The 18,749-nt window shown below is 73.8% G+C and carries 18 protein-coding genes; 12 read left to right on the forward strand and 6 right to left on the reverse strand.

Annotated features, from left to right (window positions below):
* Positions 1-78: 78 nt before the first annotated feature.
* The 7 genes from IEZ31_RS11905 (at position 79) to IEZ31_RS11935 (ending at position 6,899) form a co-directional block, all read left to right on the forward strand.
* Positions 79-435: an effector-associated constant component EACC1 gene (locus IEZ31_RS11905; RefSeq protein WP_190249850.1), complete on the forward strand. Its 357-nt coding sequence runs from the start codon at positions 79-81 to the stop codon at positions 433-435.
* Positions 435-1,715: a YqgE/AlgH family protein gene (locus IEZ31_RS11910; RefSeq protein ID WP_190249851.1), complete on the forward strand. Its 1,281-nt coding sequence runs from the start codon at positions 435-437 to the stop codon at positions 1,713-1,715. Before IEZ31_RS11905 ends, IEZ31_RS11910 begins: the two co-directional genes overlap by 1 nt.
* A complete protein-coding gene (locus IEZ31_RS11915; protein ID WP_190249852.1) occupies positions 1,712-3,736 on the forward strand; it encodes an SIR2 family protein in 2,025 nt (674 codons plus the stop codon). The genes IEZ31_RS11910 and IEZ31_RS11915 overlap by 4 nt, the downstream gene beginning before the upstream one ends.
* A 52-nt stretch (positions 3,737-3,788) precedes the next feature.
* Positions 3,789-4,133, forward strand: coding sequence for a hypothetical protein (locus IEZ31_RS11920; protein ID WP_190249853.1), 345 nt, complete (start codon positions 3,789-3,791; stop codon positions 4,131-4,133).
* Positions 4,134-4,235: 102 nt separating this feature from the next.
* On the forward strand, positions 4,236-4,880 hold the full coding sequence (locus IEZ31_RS11925; RefSeq protein ID WP_190249854.1) for a hypothetical protein: 645 nt from the start codon (positions 4,236-4,238) through the stop codon (positions 4,878-4,880).
* Complete coding sequence (locus tag IEZ31_RS11930) at positions 4,880-5,458, forward strand: HD domain-containing protein (RefSeq protein ID WP_190249855.1); 579 nt, start codon at positions 4,880-4,882, stop codon at positions 5,456-5,458. Before IEZ31_RS11925 ends, IEZ31_RS11930 begins: the two co-directional genes overlap by 1 nt.
* Before the next feature lie 43 nt (positions 5,459-5,501).
* Positions 5,502-6,899, forward strand: a complete 1,398-nt coding sequence (locus IEZ31_RS11935) for an FAD-binding oxidoreductase (protein ID WP_190249856.1) — start codon at positions 5,502-5,504, stop codon at positions 6,897-6,899.
* A 105-nt stretch (positions 6,900-7,004) separates the two neighbouring features.
* Here the strand turns inward: IEZ31_RS11935 and IEZ31_RS11940 are convergent, their stop codons facing one another.
* A complete protein-coding gene (locus IEZ31_RS11940; protein ID WP_190249857.1) occupies positions 7,005-8,345 on the reverse strand; it encodes a condensation domain-containing protein in 1,341 nt (446 codons plus the stop codon).
* A 1,082-nt stretch (positions 8,346-9,427) separates the two neighbouring features.
* Here IEZ31_RS11940 and IEZ31_RS11945 point away from each other — a divergent pair.
* Positions 9,428-10,675 (forward strand): condensation domain-containing protein, encoded by a 1,248-nt coding sequence (locus IEZ31_RS11945; RefSeq protein WP_190249858.1) that lies wholly within the window; start codon positions 9,428-9,430, stop codon positions 10,673-10,675.
* A gap of 151 nt (positions 10,676-10,826) precedes the next feature.
* Here IEZ31_RS11945 and IEZ31_RS11950 read toward each other — a convergent pair whose 3' ends face one another.
* The 5 genes from IEZ31_RS11950 to IEZ31_RS11970 are packed head-to-tail and all read right to left on the reverse strand — an operon-like array spanning position 10,827 to position 14,931.
* Positions 10,827-11,786, reverse strand: a complete 960-nt coding sequence (locus IEZ31_RS11950; RefSeq protein ID WP_190249859.1) for an ATP-binding cassette domain-containing protein — start codon at positions 11,784-11,786, stop codon at positions 10,827-10,829.
* A 25-nt stretch (positions 11,787-11,811) separates the two neighbouring features.
* Positions 11,812-12,576, reverse strand: coding sequence for an ABC transporter permease (locus tag IEZ31_RS11955; RefSeq protein WP_190249860.1), 765 nt, complete (start codon positions 12,574-12,576; stop codon positions 11,812-11,814).
* Positions 12,573-13,745: a glycosyltransferase gene (locus tag IEZ31_RS11960; protein ID WP_190249861.1), complete on the reverse strand. Its 1,173-nt coding sequence runs from the start codon at positions 13,743-13,745 to the stop codon at positions 12,573-12,575. Before IEZ31_RS11960 ends, IEZ31_RS11955 begins: the two co-directional genes overlap by 4 nt.
* A complete protein-coding gene (locus IEZ31_RS11965) occupies positions 13,742-14,011 on the reverse strand; it encodes an acyl carrier protein (protein WP_190249862.1) in 270 nt (89 codons plus the stop codon). The genes IEZ31_RS11960 and IEZ31_RS11965 overlap by 4 nt, the downstream gene beginning before the upstream one ends.
* A 2-nt stretch (positions 14,012-14,013) precedes the next feature.
* Complete coding sequence (locus tag IEZ31_RS11970; RefSeq protein ID WP_229834746.1) at positions 14,014-14,931, reverse strand: methyltransferase domain-containing protein; 918 nt, start codon at positions 14,929-14,931, stop codon at positions 14,014-14,016.
* A gap of 607 nt (positions 14,932-15,538) precedes the next feature.
* On the opposite strand from IEZ31_RS11970, the gene IEZ31_RS11975 reads away from it, so the two are divergent.
* From IEZ31_RS11975 to IEZ31_RS11990, 4 genes are read left to right on the forward strand one after another with little or no spacing between them, the layout of a single operon-like run.
* Positions 15,539-17,026 carry a class I adenylate-forming enzyme family protein gene (locus tag IEZ31_RS11975; RefSeq protein ID WP_190249863.1) on the forward strand — a complete coding sequence of 496 codons (1,488 nt, stop codon included), beginning with the start codon at positions 15,539-15,541 and terminating at the stop codon, positions 17,024-17,026.
* Positions 17,023-17,301, forward strand: a complete 279-nt coding sequence (locus IEZ31_RS11980; RefSeq protein ID WP_190249864.1) for an acyl carrier protein — start codon at positions 17,023-17,025, stop codon at positions 17,299-17,301. The genes IEZ31_RS11975 and IEZ31_RS11980 overlap by 4 nt, the downstream gene beginning before the upstream one ends.
* Positions 17,302-17,303: 2 nt before the next feature.
* A complete protein-coding gene (locus tag IEZ31_RS11985; protein WP_373294563.1) occupies positions 17,304-17,543 on the forward strand; it encodes an acyl carrier protein in 240 nt (79 codons plus the stop codon).
* Entirely contained in the window at positions 17,540-18,679 is a 1,140-nt protein-coding gene (locus IEZ31_RS11990) for a beta-ketoacyl synthase N-terminal-like domain-containing protein (RefSeq protein ID WP_190249865.1), read from the forward strand. Before IEZ31_RS11985 ends, IEZ31_RS11990 begins: the two co-directional genes overlap by 4 nt.
* The last annotated feature ends 70 nt before the right edge of the window (positions 18,680-18,749 follow it).

The raw sequence follows: 18,749 nt of genomic DNA on the forward strand, positions 1-18,749 counted from the left end.
CGCCGCGCACATGACAAGTCGTGCATGGGTTCGATACTGTTCGAAGTTCCCGCCCCCTCACGACAACGGGTTGACCCAGTGCAGCTGCAGCTCCACCTCGAAGCATCCGGCGGCAGCGCCGAGCCGGACATCGACACACTCCTCTCGCTGCAGCAGTGGCTGGTCGGCGAGCCCGGGATCGTCCAGTCCGAGATCGGGCTGACGACCGGCGGGCGGCCGGGCGACCTCGGCGCCGCGGTGGAGATCATCAGCCTGGTGCTGGGCACCGGCCTCTCGGTCGGGCAGCTGCTGCTCGCGGTCTCGAACTGGCGCCGCGCCCGCCCCAAGGCGCCGGCCGTCGTGCTGACCCGCACCGACCCCGACGGCGTCTCGGTGCGCATCGAGTCCTCCGACCCCGAGGCGGTCGCGGCCGCGGCCCGGGCGCTCGACGGCTGATGTCGGATCTGGCTGATCCGCGGGCCTCGCGGGCCGTGCTGATCGGCGGCGGCCGCTACGGGTCGCTGCCCGAGGTGCCGGCCGTGACGCGCAACCTCGCCGGGCTGAGCGGGGTGCTCGCCGACGCCGACCTGTGGGGCCTGGCGTCCGAGCACTGCACGGTGCTCGCCGACCACGACGATCCGCGGCTGGTCGGCCGGGAGCTGCGCCGGGCGGCGGACGAGGCGCAGCCGGAGGGCATGCTCGTCGTGTACTACGCCGGCCACGGCCTGGTCGACCCGATCGACGGCAGCCTGGTGCTGGCCCTGCGGGACACGGATCCGGCGGTACCGCACGAGGCCGGCCTCCCGTTCGAACACCTGCGGCGCGCGGTGGCCGGCAGCCGGGCCCGGCGGCGCCTGGTGATCCTCGACTGCTGCTACGCCGGCCGGGCGGCCGGCCACATGGCCGCCGGCGAGTCCGGCACCCAGGTCGTCGCCGACCAGGCCGGCACCGACGAGACCTGCCTGCTCGTCTCCGCGCCGCGCAACCGCACCGCCCAGGCGCCGCCCGGCGAGCCCTACACGGCGTTCACCGGCGAGCTGCTGCGGGTGCTGCGCGGCGGCCTGCCCGACCGGCCGGCCCTGCTCGACGTGCGCACCGTCTGGCGGGAGGTGACGGCGCGGCTGCGCGAGCGCGGCTTCGAGCTGCCCGAGCTGCGGGCCGGCAACGCCGGCGACGAGCTGGTGCTGGTGCGCAACGCGGCCCGTCACCACCGCGACCTGGTCGGCCGGATCGTGGTGGCGACCGCCGCCGTCGACGACCGCGACCTGCGCCAGGCGGTCGTGCTCATCCTGCGCCACGACCGGGCCCGGGGCGCGGTCGGCGTGCGGATCAACGCCCCGTCCAGCGCCCCGCTGCCGGCCGAGATCCCGAGCGGGTGGCGGCGGCTGCTCACCCCGCCGGCGGTGGTCTTCGACGCCGGGCCGCTCAGCCGCGCCGAGGGGTTCATCGCGGTCGGCCGGCTGCGGCCGGACGTCGAGCCGCCCCTGGGGTATCGGCCGGTGCGGGAACGGCTCGGGGTCGTCGCGCTGTCGGCCGAGCCGGAGCCGCTGACCCCGGTGATCGCCGGGCTGCGGCTGTTCTCCGGCTACCTCGGCTGGGGCCCCGAGCAGCTCGAGGCCGACATCGACGGCGGGCTGCTGCTGCTCAGCGACGCCGACGTGCGGGAGGTGCTGTCGAGCCGGCCCCGGGAGCTGTGGACCACCCTGCACGCACGCGCACGAGGGGACGCCGGATGACGCTGCTCGACGAGATCGCCGGGGCGATCGGCCGCGGCGCGCAGATCACGCTGGTCCTGGGCGCCGGCCTGACCCAGCCCGCGGTGCCCGGCCTGACCGGGATCGTCGAGCTCGCCGACCGGTATGCGGCCGGGCTCGGCGACGACGGCGAGCTGACCCAGGCGCTGCACCAGGCACGCGAGGAGCTGGGCCCGCAGGCCGCGCCGATCGAGGTGTACCTCGCGTACCGGCGGGTCTTCACCGCCCGCCGCTCCCCCGGCGAGTTCGACGTGGTCGCCCAGCAGGCGGTGCTGGCCGGCTACCGGGCGCCGGACCTGGCCGCCACGCCGCTGGCCACGCACGGCATCTGGCAGCGGGTCGACCTGCGCCTCGGCGAACGGGTCGAGAACAGTCTCGACTGGTGGGAGCTGCCGCCGGGCGTGCGGGCCATCGGCCGGCTGCTGGCCTGGCGCCCCGACGAGTTCGGCAACGGGGTCGTGCTCACCACGAACTTCGACCCGCTCGTCGAGGTCGCCGTCCGGCTCACCGGCCGGCAGGCGGTGAGCGTCCCGGTCGACGCGGCCGGCCGCCCCGACCGGCGCCCCGAGGGCGACGGCACCGTCCAGGTCTTCCACCTGCACGGGTTCTGGCGGCCGGTGAACGAGACCGACCGCTCGCCGCTGCTGCACGACCCGGTGCCGACCGTCGTGTCCTCCTCGATCTCGGAGGCGTCCCGCGCGATCGCCGAGCTGATCACCGGCGACCGGGTGGTCGTGGTCGGCTACAGCGGCTGGGACGACGTCGTCACCGGCGCGCTGCGGGCCGTCCGCGCGGTCCGGCCGGTCCGGGTGCTGTGGGCCCTGCAGGAGCCCTCGGCGCCGCCGGACCTGGCCGCGCGCCTCGGCGACCTGGTCACGTTCTTTCCCGGCGTCGACGCCGACGAGCTGTTCACCGGCCTCGCCGACCGGCTGCAGGTGCCCGCGACGGTCCCGCGCCCCGACCCGCGGCGGCGGGTCCGGCACCTCGACTGGGAGCGCGAGCTGTTCTCCCAGCCGGGCAACATCGCCCCCGACGGCGTGCTGCCGCTGCTGCGCCAGCTGGAGCGCCGGTACGGCTGGGGCGTCGACTGGGCCGGCGACCCCCAGCCGCCCCGCCTGCTGTTCTGGCCGGTCCGGCTGCGGGCCCGGGCGTCGCTCATCAACGCCGTGCAGGCCCTCACCGCCGCCGCCCTGAGCGCCCGGGGCGTGCGGGTCGTGGTCTGCCTCGACGACTTCGGCGTGCCGGACCGGGCCGGGCTGGGCGCCGCCTTCGCGGCCGACCTGCGCCGCTGGATGCGCCGCGTCGACCCGCGGGCCGACCCGGCGGTGGTGTCGCTGCACGACTACATCGAGGACGCGCGCCGCGAGCCGAGCCTGCTGCGCCCGACTGACCCGTGGTCGGTGGCCCGCATCTTCTACGGCGAGCGCAACCCGTCGCTCTACAGCGTCCTGGCCGCGATCAAGGTGGTCCCCCACCTGGCCCTGCACGACCTGGAGCAGAACGCGGCGGCGATCGTGCAGACGCTGCTGAGCAAGGACGCGAACCGCCTGCTGACGCCCCTGACCACCTGGGCCTACCTGCACCACCTGCTGGAGACGGAGCCGGCGGCCGAGGTGATGGCGTATGCGGGCAGCGACGAGCGGCTGCTGTGGGAGCAGTTCCGGGAACATTTCGGGCTGGGCGGCACATTGCTGTACAACCCGTACATCCGCCACCTCACGAACGAGTCGCGGATGGTGCGCTGGTCGAGCCCGGCGGAGCTGCGGGAGTATCTCGGCTCGACCCGGGAGCTGCCGGGCTGGGGCGAGGAGGGCGGCTACGTGCACTGGCTGGTCCAGAACGCGTTCCTGCTGCCGCGCTACCTGACCCGGACCGAGTTCCCGGAGCTGGGCGGCTACCGCCTGGACTCGTGGGTGGCGTTCGCGGCGGCGCTGGACAAGGGCGCGCCGGTGCTCGACCTGCTGGCGGCGGACGTCTCGGCCTTCTACCTGCCGCCCGCCTGAGGCGGCCTCGCGCCGCGTGCCAAGGGGGCGGGCGGCGGGTAGCGTGATTGGCATGACGGTGCAGGCGTTACGGGCCGGCGGTGGGGTCGACCGCTGCCTGACGCTGCTGGGTGAGGAACTGACCGCATACATCGCGGGCGCGGCGAGCGTCAGCGAGTTCCAGCGGTGGCGGGCCGACCGACGGCACCGCCGCGAGATCGACGAGCGGCTCCGCGGCGCCGCCGACGTGGCCGAGACGTTCGCCCGGGCCAACCGGCTCGGCGCCGCCGCCGGCTGGCTGCGCGAGGTCGGCGCCGCCGGGGTGGCCGGCCGCTCCCCCGCCCGGCTGCTCCGCGAGGCCACCGGCGAGGCCGTCAAGCGCGTCGTCGACGCCGCCGAGCGCTTCACCCGCCGCTAGCCGCCCGCGGGATTCATCCGGTGGTAACACCTTCCGCGTCCGCGACCTGCTATGTATACGGGGAACGAGCGTGACACGCTGCAGGTATGCGGAGCGGTTCCCATGGCTGACCCTCTCCTTCTGACGACCTCGCGCCACGACGCGGCCGGGGTGGTCGACCGGCTGCTCGCGACCGTGCGCGGGGGGAGCTGGCCGCACGGCGCGCCGTACCGGCACGTGAACGGGTTCACGAAGATCGTCGCCGCGCGGTATCCGGACGGATCGCGGCTGACGCTGCACTACTGGCCCGCCGCGCGGGGCGAGGCGCCCGACGTGTCGCGGCCGCACGACCACCGCTTCCCGTTCACGTCCGTGCTCCTCGGCGGGCGGCAGCACTTCGTCGAGCTGGAGGAGTGCCCGGCCGGCGGCGAGGCGTGGACGCGGTTCACCTACCGGCCCTACCTCGGCGGGCGGGTCGCGCTCGTCGCCCGGACCGGCGACACCCGGCTGGTCGAGGTGCGGGTGGTGCGGCGGCGGCCGCTCGCCGGGACCTACGGGACCACGTCCACCGTGATCCACCAGGCCGTGACCGACCGGCAGGAGCCGTGCGCGACGCTCGTGCTGCGCGGGCCCCGGGAGAAGGTGCGCTCCCAGGTGTACTACCGGCCCGGGGAGCCGCCGCCGCGCGGCGGGCTGCAGTTCGGGCGGCGGCTGGAGCGCGGCGAGGTGCTCCGGCAGCTCGCCGACGTGGCGGCCATGGTGGGCTGATGCTGTCCGCCCGGTTCGAGCAGGCCCTGGCCTTCGCCACCCGCCGGCACACCGGGCAGGTCCGCCACAACACGGGCACGCCGTACGTCTCCCACCTGCTCGCGACCTGCGCGATCGTCCTGGAGGAGGGCGGCGACGAGACCGCCGCGATCGGGGCGCTCCTGCACGACGTGCTGGAGGACCAGCCGACGTCGCGGGAGGAGCTGCGGGACGCGTTCGGCGACGACGTGTACCGCATCGTCCACGACTGCACCGACGCCGACGCCGACGAGCGGACGCGGCTGACCTGGTGGGAGCGCAAGCGGGCGCACCTGGGGCGGATGGGCGGGGCGTCCGACGAGTCGCTGCTGGTGATCGCGGCCGACAAGGTGTGCAGCCTGCAGTCCCTTGTGGACGACCTGCACCGGTTCGGGCCGGTGCTGTTCGCGACGAGCACCCGCACCGCCGACGAGCTGCTGTGGAACTACCGCGAGGTGCTCGGCCTGCTCGCCGCGCGGCTCGGCGACCGGCCGGTGGTGGCCCGCCTGCGCCGGCTGGTCGGCGAGTTCATGGAGCTTGCGGTCCCGCAACCGCGGTGAGGCGGCGCTTGCCGTCCCCCAGCCTCGGTGACAAGATTCGCGGGTGCGTCTCGATCTCTCCGGCCTCGCCTCCTTCCGCGGCACGCTGACCACCCCCTACGACCCCGGCTACGAGGGCGCGCGGGTGCTGTTCAACACCCGGGTGCGGACCCGCCCGGCCCTGCTGGCCCGGTGCGCCGACGCCGACGACGTGGCGGCGGCGATCCGCTACGCGCGCGAGCACGGGCTGCCGTTGGCGGTGCGCGGCGGCGGGCACCACGCGAGCGGGCTGTCCCTTGTGGAGCAGGGCGTGGTGGTCGACGTCGGCGGGATGCGGTCGATCGACTTCGACCCGGCCGCGCGCACGGTCACGGTCGGCCCCGGCGCGGGCTGGCGGGACGTCGATCGCGTCACGTACGTCGAGCACACGTTCACCGGGCCCGACGGCCTGGAGTACGGGCTGGCCGGCCCCGGCGGCGAGTGCCCCACGGTGAGCAACGCCGGCTACAGCCTGGGCGGCGGCTACGGCCCGCTCGGGCGCACCTACGGCCTCGGCTGCGACCACCTCCTCGAGGTGTCGATGGTGGACGCCGACGGGCGGCTGCTGCGCGCCTCGGAGACCGAGCACCCCGACCTGTTCTGGGCGCTGCGCGGCGCCGGCGGGGCCGGGTTCGGCGTCGTCACCTCCCTGACCTACCGGCTCAACCCGCTGCCGAAGACCGTCGTGGGCGGGATCGCCGCCTGGCCGCTCGACCGGGCGCTCGACGTCTTCCGCGCGTACCGCGACCTCTACCAGGACCGCGAGGACGACCGGCTCGCGCTGTGCCTGCTGCTCACCACCGAGCCCTACCCGGAGGGCGAGCCGGTGGTCGCGGTGTACGGCATGTACGTCGGGCCGCCGAAGGAGGCGGAGGAGGCGCTCGCCCCGATCCGCGCGCTCGGCGAGCCGATGTTCACGTCGTTCGGCGAGGTGTCGTACTTCGACCTCATGCAAGGCATGGGCGAGGAGATCGTCTACGGCCTGCAGTCGAAGTGGCTCGGCGGATACTTCGCGCCCGACGGGTTCGACGAGCCGTCGTTCGCCAAGCTGGTCGACCACTTCCGCCGCAGCCCGTCGGGCTACTCGATGGTGCGCTTCGACCTGCTCGCCGGCGGCGCGATCGCGCGCGTGCCGGCCGACGCGACGGCGTTCGCGCACCGCGCCCACCTGCACTACGTCTCGATCATCGCGCAGTGGCGGGGCGATGAGGAGACCGACCTCAACGTCAGCTGGGTCGACGACTTCGCCGAGGACCTGCGGCCGCACCTGACCGGCGAGGTCTACCAGAACTACGCCGACCGCGACCTGACCGGCTGGGAGACCGCCTACTACGGCGCCAACTACCCGCGGCTGCAGCAGGTGAAGGCGGCCTACGACCCGCAGGACGTGTTCCACACCCAGCAGTCGATCCGCCTACCGTAACCCCGCCTCGACGACGGCGGACTCCAGCTCGCGGGCGAAGGCCTCGATCGTGGCCGGCGCCGGCGCGTGGGTGCCGGCCCGGCTGCCGAGCCGGACCGCGTGCGGTCATGCGCTCGCGTCCGGGAACGCGGCGGCGACGATGATCTCCTCCATCGCGCGCAGGCAGCCGGCCATGTCGTCCGGGGTCAGGCGGTGGGTGTCGGCGCGGATGGTGAGGTCGATCGTGTCCGGCACCGGGTTCACGAGCAGGAAGCACGTGGTGTCGGGGGTGTCGGACCGGCGGCCCCAGGTCAGCCGGCCGCGGCCGAGCGCCCGGGCGACGTCCTCGGGCGACACCGCCAGGTCGTCGGGGTACGTCGCGAAGGACCGGCGGCGGTCGCTGAAGTACGAGCTCACGTCGATGGCGGCGCCGCGCTCGGCGCCGACCCGTTCGATCATGGCCCACAGCTCCCGGGGGTCGTAGTACGCGTGCAGCCCGGCCGACATCTGGCTCTGGAACGCGGTGGCGACGACCTCGTCGAACGTCTGCCCGGTGACGTCGATGACGCACAGCGCGCTCTGCGCGACGGGGGCGACCGCCTCGCGGAAGCCGGGCCGGAAGCGGTTGCTCACCAGCGTCCGCAGCACCGTGCGCGGGTCGCCCGAGACGCGGGCGAGCGCCACGGCGTACGCGGCCAGCAGCACCGTTCCACTGTGGACCTTCGTGCGGGCGGCGACCTCGTGCAGGGCCAGGTACGTCGCCGGCGAGTCGTAGCTCACGTCCCACCAGCGCGGCTCGGCGGGCGCTTCCACCGACGGGAACCGCTCCGGCGCGATCGTGCGCAGGTGCTGCTCCCAGTGGCGCAGCGAGGCCGCCTGCTGCCGCCGCGCCGTCGCCGCGCGCTGCCGGCGGGCCTGCTCGAACGGCGGGACACCCGGCACCTCGGCGTCGGCCGCGGTCGCGTCGGACAGGTCGGCGGTCAGCGCCTCGATGCCGTAGCCGTCGAGGACGAGGTGGGTGTACAGCGCGACGAACCAGGACGCGACCCCGTCCCGGCAGACCACCGCCCAGCGCACGGACCAGTCCTCGGCCGGGTCGAAGGGTGCGGTCTCCAGGCGCTCGCGGACCGCCTCGGCGACGGTCTCCGGGTCGCGGTCGCCGGCCTCGACGACCTCCAGGCAGACCTCGCCCTCGGCCGACAGCGACTGCCGCGGCTGCCCGGCCTCGTCGAGCCGGAACCGCGTCCGCAGCGACTGGTGGCGGCCCATGACGGCCGCCAGCAGCGCGGCGAGCTCGGCCACGGTCTGGCCGTCGCGCAGCGGCATCGTGCCGCCCGCCCAGTCGGCCTCGCCGTTGATCAGCATCGATCCCCAGGCGGCCCGCTGGCCCCAGGTCAGTTCCTCGGTGCCCGCGCCCTCGCCCGCGAACCGGACCGGGAGGCGCTGCGCCGTTGCAGTTTCCAGCATGGTTGCGTGTGACCTCGCGTTCGGATTCGGTACCGGCCGTGCCCGCTCCCGGACCCCCGCGTCCCCGGCCGGCGTCTGTTCCTGGTGGGGCGGCCGGGCGGGAGGAGACCCCGGCCGGCCGCCGTTCGGTGATCCGGCTCAGAGCCGGGCGTTACGCAAAGCGGCGTTCCGCAGAGCAGCGTTCTTCATGTCGCACCTCCCTCGCGTCGGGTCACCGGCAAGGGTCCGGGAAAGGGTGGATCGACCGTTGTCATGGCGATGAATCGTTTGGAGACTGACGGCCGTGGTGTCCTCCACCCGTCACGCGGCGATACACCCGATCCGGCGGGTGCGGTTGCAGCGTTCGGACTCCGCGGCGAAGCCTATCCACACGAACCGCCCCGCCGAAAGGTCTTCGCATTGATCACTTCAAATCAGTAGTTTCTTCGGACATTCTGGCGACGGTTTGCCCGATTTCTCGCGAACGCACGATACGCATTGAAAGCTGTCGTCGGTTTTCCTCAGCGGTTGACAGCCCGTACGGTGCGGGTGATGCTTTTGGCGGCCATTGATCGAAGTCGTTTGCCAATGGCCTGGTGCCGCCTGCGGTGCATTCATATCGCGCTGCGGATGGATTGGCTGATATGAGGAGGTGAACATGTCGAACGCCGCTTTGCGAGTGGTCTCCGGCCGCGTCGTGTCGGGCCGTGTGGTCTCGGGGCGCGTTGTCTCGGGCCGCGTGGTCTCGGGGCGCGTTGTCTCGGGCCGCCGCGTCGTCTCGGGCTGAACCCCTGCGGCCGTCCGGCCGCGCCGATGGCGGGCCGAGCCCGCTCCCACCGCGGCCCGTCCGGCCGCACCGATCCCGGGCCGAGCCCATGATCCCGGCGACCGTCCGGTCGCACCGATCCCGGGCCGAGCCCCCGACCATCGCGGCCCATCCGGCCGCACCGTTCCCGCGCTGTGAACTCCCTCGGCTCGCAGCGCGGCCGATCCCCGTGCCCGGCGCATCCCCGTGCGCCCGGGCACGGGAGCGCGGGCGGCCGGCCGGGCGACAACCGCCGGCCGCCCGCGATCAGTCCTGCCCGCGAACCGTGGAGGCTGCCGTGCTCAGCGACGAGACGTACCCGGCGACCGTCGGCCAGCTGTCGGTCTGGCGCGACATCGAGAAGATGCCGCCCGAGCGGCGGTGGGAGGCGAACCTGGTGTTCGTCTGGGACCTGCCCGACGGCGCGTGGACCGAGGACGACGTCTGGGACGCCCTCGGCCGGCTGGGGATGCGGCACGGGTCGCTGCGGACGCGGTACCGGATCGACGCGGAGGGATTTCCCCGGCAGTGGCTCGCCGCCGGTACCGCCGAAGAGGTCCGCGACCAGGTCCGGCAGGGCACCGCCGAGGTCGCCGCGCGGGAGACGATGGAGACGGCCGAGCTGCAGCGGGCCATCGACGCCACCGCCGAGCTGCCGTGGCGCGCGTGGATCCTCGCCGAGGCCGGGACGCCGCGACAGGTGCTCGTCGTGGTCAACCACCTGGCCGCCGACGGGGCCGCGATGCTGCTCATGCGGGACGACTTCGAGCGGCTGCTGCGGGGCGAGGCGCTGGCGGCCGCGCGGGGGCCGCTCGAGATGGCCCTCGACCAGCAGGGTGCCGGGTCGGGCCGGCTGCGGACGGCGGAGCGGTACTGGCGGCGCACGCTCGACGCCGCGCCGCCACTCGCGCCGGGCGCGCCGCAGGGGCCGCCGCTCGGCGCCACGCTGCACACCGGCATCCCGATGCCGCTGGCCCACGAGGGCGCGGCGAAGCACGAGGTCAGCGCGGCGAGCCTGGTCCTCGCCGCCTACTACGCCGCCGTCCGGGAGGTCACCGGCGAGCGGGCGCAGCTGTTCTACCCGATGTCGTCGAACCGGTACGACGACGAGCACGCCGCCGTCGTCACCAGCCTCAACCAGTGGACGCCGCTGCTGCTCGACCTCGACTCGCCGTTCGGCGAGATGCTCGCCAAGGTGCACTGGAAGAGCTTCACGGCCCTGAAGCACGGCGTATGCTCGCCCGACGCGATCCTCGCCATCCGATCGGAGCACGAGCGCGGCGGCGGCGATCCGGGGTACTACTACAACCCCATCCTCGCCCCGCCCGGCTTCCCGTCCGAGGACACGGTGGCGGCTCCGTCGGTGGAGCACTACGCGCCGGCCCGCGCGACCGGGCCGGGCTTCTACGTCATCGCCCGCGGCCTGACCAGCCTCGACCTCATCGTGCGGGTACACCGCCCCGGCTGGACGCAGGCGTCCCTGGACCGCGTCCTGACGCTGACGCAGTCGATGCTGGCGGAGTCCTTCGGCGGGCACCCCCTCTAGCGCCTGGTCGCGGCCCCGCGCCCTCCGCGCCGCCCCTGCCCTCTCCGCGTCGATCTTGCAGTTGTGGTGCCTACCAAACCCGGACAATCACGGAGTGTCCAGGCACCACAAGTGCAAGATCGACGCGGAGAGGGGCGGCGCGGGACGGGCGTCAGGACTCGCGCAGGGAGCGGCCCGTCTTCGTCAGGAACACGTCGTCCAGGGTCGGGCGGTGCAGCTCGATCGTCGACAGCGCGATCCCCGCGGCCTCCAGGATGCGCATGATCTGCGGGATCGCCGTGTCGCCGGCGTCGACGTTCAGGCGGAGCTCACCGTCCTCGCGGAGTTCGAAGCCGCGGGCGAAGGGCTGGTCGCGCAGGGTTTCGGCGGCCTTGTCGGCGAGCTCCGGCGGTACACCCACCGTCACCACGTCGCCGGAGATCTCCCGCTTCAGCGCGTCGGGCGTGCCCTCGGCGACGATCTCGCCGTGGTCGATGATCGCGATGCGGTCGCAGAGCGCGTCGGCCTCGTCGAGGTAGTGGGTAGTGATGAAGACCGTCATGCCATCGGCGCGCAGGCGGCGGATCTCGTCCCACATGTGGGCGCGGCTCTGCGGGTCGAGGCCGGTCGTCGGCTCGTCCAGGAACAGTACCTGCGGCTTGTGGATGACGCCGAGCGCGATGTCGACCCGCCGGCGCTGGCCGCCGGAGTACGTCTTGCACTTGCGGTCGGCGTACTCGGTCAGGTCGAACGCGTCGAGCGCCTCCGCGGCCCGCTGGGTCGCCTCCACCTTGCCGAGGCCGTACATGCGGGCCTGGAGGATCAGCTCCTCGCGCGCCGTGACGTCGTCGGAGGTGCCGCCGCCCTGCGCGACGAAGCCGATGCTGCGCCGGACGGCGCCCTGGTCGCTGCGCAGGTTGTGCCCGGCGATGGTGGCCTCGCCGTCGTCCGGCGGGATCAGCGTCGCGAGCATGCGCAGGGTGGTGGTCTTGCCGGCGCCGTTCGGGCCGAGGAAGCCGAAGATCTCGCCCTCGGCGACGTCGAGGTCGATGCCCTTGACCGCGTCGACGCTGACCGTCTGCCGCTTGTGCCGCGTCTTGTAGGACTTCTTCAGCCCTTTGGTCTTGATCATGAAAACTCCTGATGACGACGACGAGCTAGCGGACCGAACGGGCGAACAGGCGGGCCGACCAGGCGACCGCCACCACCACGAGGGCGCCGCAGATGACCAGGCTCTTCCAGACGCTGGCGTCGCCCGGGTTGCCGGCGTAGAGCGCGCGCATGCCGGTGACGGCCCAGTTGAACGGGTTCCAGTCGGCGATCGTGCGCAGCCACAGCGGGGCGAGGGCGAGCGGCAGCAGGGTGCCGGACAGCAGCATGAGCGGCTGGGCGACGTTGTTGATGACCTGCCCGAGGACGTTCGGGTTGTTCACCTTGATCGCGATGCCGTACGAGATGGAGGCGGCAGACAGGCTGATCAGGGCGAGGATCGCGTAGCCGAGCAGGATGTTGCCGATGTCGGTGATCAGGCCGAACGGCAGCGACAGCACCGTGATGAGGATCGACTGGACGATCACCGTGACGACGTCGCGCAGCGAGCGGCCGAGCAGCAGCGCGACCCGGCTGACGGTGGTCACCCGGGAGCGCTCGATGACGCCGTTGGCGAGGTCGCCGAGCAGGCCGAAGCCGACGTACAGGCCGCCGCCGATGGCCAGCGCGACGAGCATGCCGGGGACGTAGACGCGGTAGGCGTCGATCATCGAGTCGGCGCCGAGCGAGGCGAGCGCCGGCTTGAGCAGCGGCGCGAAGAGGATGAGGTACACCACCGGCTGCGCGATGCCCAGGAACACCCACAACGGCGAGCGGACCATCAGCAGCATGTGTCGTTGGAAGATCAGCCAGGTGTCGCGCAGTACTTTCACGGTCTCTCGCAATCGTTGTCGTGGGCCAGTCGCTCGAGGTGGTCGGCGGCCGCCTCCGCTCCGCCGCCGGCCGTGAGCTCGGCGCCCAGCTCGCGGGCCGCGTCCGCGTAGGACGGCTCGGCGAGCAGGTCGAGCAGGGCGGCGCGCAGCCGCTCGGGTGGGGTGTGGTCGAAGGAGACCCGCAGCCCGGCGCCGGCCGCCGCGACGGCCGTGGCGTTGAGCGCCTGGTCGCCCTTGATCGGCGCGACGAGCAGCGGCACGCCGTGGACCAGCGACTCCGAGACCGTGTTCAGGCCGCCGTGGGAGACGACGGCGTCGAGGTGCGCCAGCAGGTCGAGCACCGGCACCCGGCGGCGGACGAGCACGTGCTCCGGCGCCTCGGTGATCGTGCCCTCGGCCGCGACGACCACGGCCTGCAGCCGGTCGCCGAGCGGGGCCAGGGCGTCGAGGATCCGCTGGTAGAAGTCCTTGGCGAGGTCCAGGCCGAGGGTGCCGACGGTGACCAGCACGTGGCGGCGGGCCGGGTCGAACCAGTCGAACGGGAAGTCCGGGTCGGGCGCGCGGGCGGCCAGCGCCGGCCCGACGAGGACGGTGCCGGCCGGCCGGTCGGACGGGTCGCCGGCCAGCGCGCCCGCGCTGAAGGCGATCACACGATACGGCGAGAAGCGCAGGTCGTGCGGCGGATCGCCGGGCTGGCCGGCGGCGGTCCAGGCGGCCGCCATCCGGCCGAGGATCCACGCCTCGACGCCGGGCAGCGAGCGGCGGAACGGCCGCGTGAGCTCCATCGTCGTCGGGGCGACGCTCGCCCAGCGCAGGCCGCGCGCGGTGGCCACGATCGCGCCGGCGATGGCGTGCTGGTCGACGACCACCAGGTCCGGCCCGAACGCGTCGGCGGCCGCCTCGATGCCCTTCCGGGTGCTCTTCGCGTGCGGCAGGATGTAGCCGTCCCAGCGGGAGCGGGTGGCGTCCAGGCCGCGCTCGGCGATGCCGCGGTGGGCCCGCAGCGGGATGCCGTGGATGTGCGCGTCGTCGCCGACGAGCGGCCGCAGGAACGACTCGGACCCGGCCCACAGCACGTCGTGTCCCCGGCCGGTGAGCGCGCGGGCGACCGCCGCCATCGGGTTGACGTGCCCGGTCAGCGGCAGTGACACGAACAGGAACCTGCTCATGTCCGCGCCCTCACGTAGTCGGCCACGTCGGCCACGGTCAGGGTGAGCAGGGCGTCGAAGTCCAGGCCGGCGACGTGGCCGGCGAAGTCCACGCCGGGGCCGAAGCGGGCGGCGAGGGCTTCGCTCAGCGCGACCAGCTCGAGGCTGTCGAGGAACAGGTCGCCGTCGAGGCGGGTGGCCGGGCCGAGGCCGGCCTCCCACTCCGCGGACTCGCCGGTGACCTCGCGCAGCAGCTCGGCCACCGCCCGCTGCGTCGCGCTCTCCATGATCAGTATCCGGCCGCTTCGAGGGCCGGTTTGGTGGCGCGCACCGCGCCGTACGTCATCGCGCCGGTCTCGAAGCCCTTGAGCATGAGCGGGCCGGCGTAGAAGAAGCCGAGGACGTCGACGCCCCGGTCGCGGGCCAGGTCGCGCATCATCGAGCGGCCGTTGTCGAGCTCGCGGACCTGCGCGAAGGTCGGCTCCCAGGAGTTGGCGACGTTGGCGCTCCAGTCGGCGGACGCCACCTCGGTGAACCCGGCCGCGGCGGCCAGCCGCTCGTGCTCCTCCAGCGACGAGAAGCTCGGCATCACCTGGTGGCGCAGGATCTGGTCGACGACGCGGTGCTCGTCGGCGGTCAGCTCGCCGTCGCGGACCGACCAGGTCGCGATCGCCAGCACCCCGCCCGGGCGCAGCAGCCGCATCGCCTCGGCGAAGAACGCCACGCGGTCGGCGATGTGCATGAGGCTCTCGACCGCCCAGAGCGCGTCGAAGGACGCGTCGGGGTAGCCGTTGTCGAGGGCGTCACGCTGGTGGAAGTGGGCCCGGCCGGCCAGCCCGGCGGCGGCCGCCTTCTCGTTGGCCCGGGCGGCCTGGGCCGCGCTCAGCGTGACCCCCTCCACCGAGCAGCCGAGGGCGCCGGCGAGGTACAGCGCCGGCCCGCCGATCCCGCAGCCGACGTCGAGCACGTGCGCGCCGTGCGGCACGCCGGCGAACGCCACCAGCTCGCGGACCAGGCGGTCGGTGGCGGCGTGCCGCTCGGCGTCGCTGCCCGGGCGCTCGCCGGCGTCCCAGAAGCCGTGGTGGACGTGCTCGCCCCAGAGGTCCTCGTAGAGGTCGAGGGTGGTGTCGTAATACCGCTCGACGGCCGCGTTCAGGCCCGGCCCGGCCGGCGCCGACGGGTATGCGGAACTGCCATTTGCTTTCACAGGCACAAATCTCCGAATGGGATCACCGGCTTGGGAACGTGCCCACAATGGGTGGCGCGAGCCCGGCCATTGTATGAGCGCTCTGCCGACGGTTGTCAATGCACTGCACTGCGGGTGCACAAATGTCAGCGCCGGTCACGGCCATCGCACCGGCATACCTGCGGCAACGGTATATGCAACACGGCGGCCCGGAACCGGCGCTCGGAATCGCATTTGCAAACCATTGAAAATCCCCCGTCCGGATGTGCCCCCTCCTGCGGCGAATGTCCGAGTTCCTGGAAATGCTCGGATGTCCCCCGAACCGGCCCTGAACTCGGCCGTTGTCGAAACGTCAGTCGTATCGATCCAAACGATTGGATGCGGGAGTTCGCGGGACAGATCGGACATCCAGATCAATGGCCGGGCGGCTACCGCTTGTAAAACCACTTCGATTGCGTAAGGTCTATGGCTGTCGAGGTGCCTAATTCCTGCTCATTGTGCTTGAGCCTTATGGACGCCCTCGACCTTCGCAGCGTGTACATCGGGGGTTGTGCGCTCGCTGATCGGCGGCCAACGCGGGCCGGCGGTCAGCCGCACAACCCTGCGCGGTTTCGGAAAGGGGTTTGCGGTGACCGACGAGGCGCTCGACCCCCGGTGGGTCGACGAGGTCCTGCTGGCCGGCGCCGGCGAGCAGGTGGCCCTGGTGCTCGCGGCCCCGGTCACCCGGGCCGAGCTGCGCCGCCTGGTCTCGGCGAAGCAGGCCGTGCTCGCCAGCGCCGGGCTCGGCCCGGGCGGCTCCGTGGCGCTGTGCCTGGCGCCGTCGCTCGCCTTCGTGGCCAACCTGCTCGCCTGCTGGCGGCTCGGTGCGCGGGCGGCGTTGCTGGACCACCGGCTCACCCCGTACGAGATCGACAACGCGCTGCAGCGGCTCGCCCCGCAGGTGGTCGTCACCGCCGGGCACGCCTCCGGCGGGCCGCTGCGCGGCTTCCAGGAGATCGAGGAGCGGGTCGCCACCTACCCCGGCCGGCCGGCCGACACCGCGCACGCGCTGATCCAGCTGAGCTCCGGCTCGACCGGGCCGTCGAAGGTCATCGCCCGCACCGCCGCGAACCTCGTCGAGGAGCTGGAGCGGTACACGGCGATCGGCGCCGGCGTGCCGCGCGGCGGCGAGCGGATCGTCTCGCTCGCGTCGATGGTGCACGTGCTCGGGCTCGTCGGCGGCCTGCTGTACGGGCTGCACGTGGGCGCGCAGGTGGTGATCCCGGTGCGGATGACCGCCGACGGCATCCTCGCGACCGTCGCCGCCGGCGAGGAACCCACCACCCTGCTCGGCGTCCCCTTCCACATCGAGCTGCTCTCGTCGGTGCAGGCCCCGCCGCGCCTGCCCCAGCTGACCGGCATGACGACCGGCGGCGAACTGGTGCGCCCCGAGGTGTACGCCGGCTTCGTCGACCGCTACGGCGTGCGCCTCGGCAACATGTACGGCATGACCGAGGTCGGGGTCATCGCGACCGACCTCTTCGGCGAGCACCGCCCCTTCCTGACCCCGGCCCCCGGCCTGCGCGTGCGCGAGGAGGCCGGCGAGCTGCTGGTGTCGCTGGCCGCCTCGCCGTACCTCGGCCTGGTCGACCCCGCGCGATGGTCGGACGGCTGGCTGCGCACCAAGGACGCCGGCGTCGCCGACCCGGTCACCGGCCGCTTCCGCGTGCAGGGCCGCCGCGACTCGCAGGTCTCCGTCGGCGGTCTCAAGGTGGACCTCACCGAGGTCGAGCACACGCTCGCCGCGCTGCCCGGCGTCGCCGCCGCGGTCGTCACCTACGACAAGGCGATCGAGGCCTACGTGACGCTGCAGGACGGCGCCTCGGCGGCCGGCGTGCAGGCGCAGCTCGCCGAGCGGCTGGCCGGCTTCAAGCGGCCCCGGGTCCTCAAGGTCGTCGAGCAGATGCCGCGGACCGCCACCGGCAAGCTCGTGCGCGACCGCGCGCTGCTGGTCGCCGCCGCGGAGCCCGCGGTGCCGGCCGTGCCCGCCCAGCGGGTCGCAGCAGACGTTTCCGACGGCAACCAAGGCGCTGCCGTGCCGGCAGCATCCGTCCAGGAAGGAAGCACCACGCGATGAACGACGCCACCGCAGCCGAGATCCGGCAGTTTCTGCTCGACTCGCTGACCGAGATGAACTACAGCACCGACGACATCGACGACGACACCGCGCTCGGCCCGGCCGGCGCCGACCTGGAGTCGCTGTCGCTCGCCGAGCTGGCGGTGCGGGTCGAGGACCGCTTCGGGGTCCGGTTCGACGACGACGAGGCCGAGAAGCTGGCCGGCATGACCGTCGGCGAGTTCATCGCCGCCGTCGCCGAGCGCCGGGCCGCCGCCGCCACGGCCGGCAGCTGAGCGTGGCCGAGGCACCGGGCCGCGACGAGGTCCTCGCGATGCTCGCCACCTATGGCGACCGGCGCGTCGAGGACGTCGCGGAGGGGATCGACTCGCTGGAGCTGGCCTGGCTCGTCCACCAGCTCGAGCAGCACTACGGCACGCCGCTGGACCTGACCGACGAGGAGCTCGCCCGGATGACCACGGTGAGCGGCGTCGTCGAGGTCCTGGCGGGCCTGAGGGCCGGGACGAGCCCGCGATGACCGCGCGGCGGGGGTCCGAGGACGTCGTGCTCACCGGCGCCGCGGCGCTGAGCGCGTTCGGCCGGGGCATGACCGCCCTCGCGGCCGGTCTCGACGCCGGGAAGCCCGCGTTCGCGCCGGTCGAGCGCTTCGACGTGAGTGGCCGGCGGGTCGGGGTGGCCGCGGCCGTGCCCGGCACGCCGTCCCTCGCCGCGGCGCTCGCCGACCTGCTCGACGAGGCGTGCGACGAGGCGAAGCTGAGCACCGCGCAGCGCGCCGCCGCCCCGCTGTTCCTCGCCACGCACGGCGACCCGGAACTGGCCCGCGTGCCGGTGACGGACCGCCTGCGGCACGGCAGCACCGCGTTCGCCGTGACCCTCGCGGTCGCCGCCGGGCTCGGCGGCGCGGTGCGCGCCTACACCACCGCCTGCGTCGCGGCGAGCACCGCGCTCGCCGACGCGGCGGCGCTCGTCGCCCACGGCGCGGCGGACCGGATCGTCGTCGCCGGCGCGTACCTCGTCGAGCCGGACCAGTTCGCACTGTTCGACGCGGGCCGTGCGCTCGCGGCCGACGGCCAGGTGCGGCCGTTCTCGGCCGGCCGGCGCGGGCTGCTGCTCGGCGACGGCGGCGGCGCGTTCGTCGTCGAGTCGGCGTCCGCCGCCCGCGAGCGGGGCGCACCAATCCTCGCCCGGCTGGCCGGCTGGGGCCGGGCCGGCGACGCGTACCACCCGTGCCAGCCGCACCCCGAGGGCCGCGGGATGGCCCGCGCGATCGGTGCGGCGCTGGAGCGGGCTAGCGTCGCGCCCGAGGCGGTCGGCTACGTCAACGCCCACGGCTCCGGCACCCCGCAGAGCGACACCGCCGAGGCGGCCGCGCTCTACGCGGTGCTTGGCGGCCACGCGGCCGAGGTGCCGGTGTCGTCGACGAAGGCGCTGCACGGCCAGGCCCTGGAGGCGTCGGGCGTGCTGGAGCTCGCGGTGACCCTGCACGCGCTCACCACCGGCCGGCTGCCGGTGAACGCCGGCTTCACCGGCCCCGACGACGGCTGCCGGCTGAACCTGGTGCTCGAACAGCGGGCCGGCGACCCGGGCTACGCGCTGAGCCTCAACGCCGCGTTCGGCGGCGCCAACACCGCGCTCCTGGTCGGTGCCGCATGAGTAGCCCTGTGTCAAGCCGCCGGTTGTTGGAGGGCTTGGAGTGCGCCGTGTTTGTCCGGGTTGTAGGGGG

This window comes from Dactylosporangium sucinum (genome assembly GCF_014647515.1).
Taxonomy (GTDB): Bacteria; Actinomycetota; Actinomycetes; order Mycobacteriales; family Micromonosporaceae; genus Dactylosporangium; species Dactylosporangium sucinum.

Excerpts from the sequence above, each read along its gene's own strand:
- IEZ31_RS11960 (WP_190249861.1), bottom strand. The coding sequence starts at position 13,745 with ATGAGCAGGTTCCTGTTCGTGTCACTGCCGCTGACCGGGCACGTCAAC.
- IEZ31_RS11910 (WP_190249851.1), top strand. The coding sequence starts at position 435 with ATGTCGGATCTGGCTGATCCGCGGGCCTCGCGGGCCGTGCTGATCGGC.
- IEZ31_RS11980 (WP_190249864.1), top strand. The coding sequence starts at position 17,023 with ATGAACGACGCCACCGCAGCCGAGATCCGGCAGTTTCTGCTCGACTCG.
- IEZ31_RS11915 (WP_190249852.1), top strand. The coding sequence starts at position 1,712 with ATGACGCTGCTCGACGAGATCGCCGGGGCGATCGGCCGCGGCGCGCAG.
- IEZ31_RS11965 (WP_190249862.1), bottom strand. The coding sequence starts at position 14,011 with ATGGAGAGCGCGACGCAGCGGGCGGTGGCCGAGCTGCTGCGCGAGGTC.
- IEZ31_RS11940 (WP_190249857.1), bottom strand. The coding sequence starts at position 8,345 with ATGCTGGAAACTGCAACGGCGCAGCGCCTCCCGGTCCGGTTCGCGGGC.
- IEZ31_RS11990 (WP_190249865.1), top strand. The coding sequence starts at position 17,540 with ATGACCGCGCGGCGGGGGTCCGAGGACGTCGTGCTCACCGGCGCCGCG.
- IEZ31_RS11920 (WP_190249853.1), top strand. The coding sequence starts at position 3,789 with ATGACGGTGCAGGCGTTACGGGCCGGCGGTGGGGTCGACCGCTGCCTG.
- IEZ31_RS11930 (WP_190249855.1), top strand. The coding sequence starts at position 4,880 with ATGCTGTCCGCCCGGTTCGAGCAGGCCCTGGCCTTCGCCACCCGCCGG.
- IEZ31_RS11950 (WP_190249859.1), bottom strand. The coding sequence starts at position 11,786 with ATGATCAAGACCAAAGGGCTGAAGAAGTCCTACAAGACGCGGCACAAG.
- IEZ31_RS11925 (WP_190249854.1), top strand. The coding sequence starts at position 4,236 with ATGGCTGACCCTCTCCTTCTGACGACCTCGCGCCACGACGCGGCCGGG.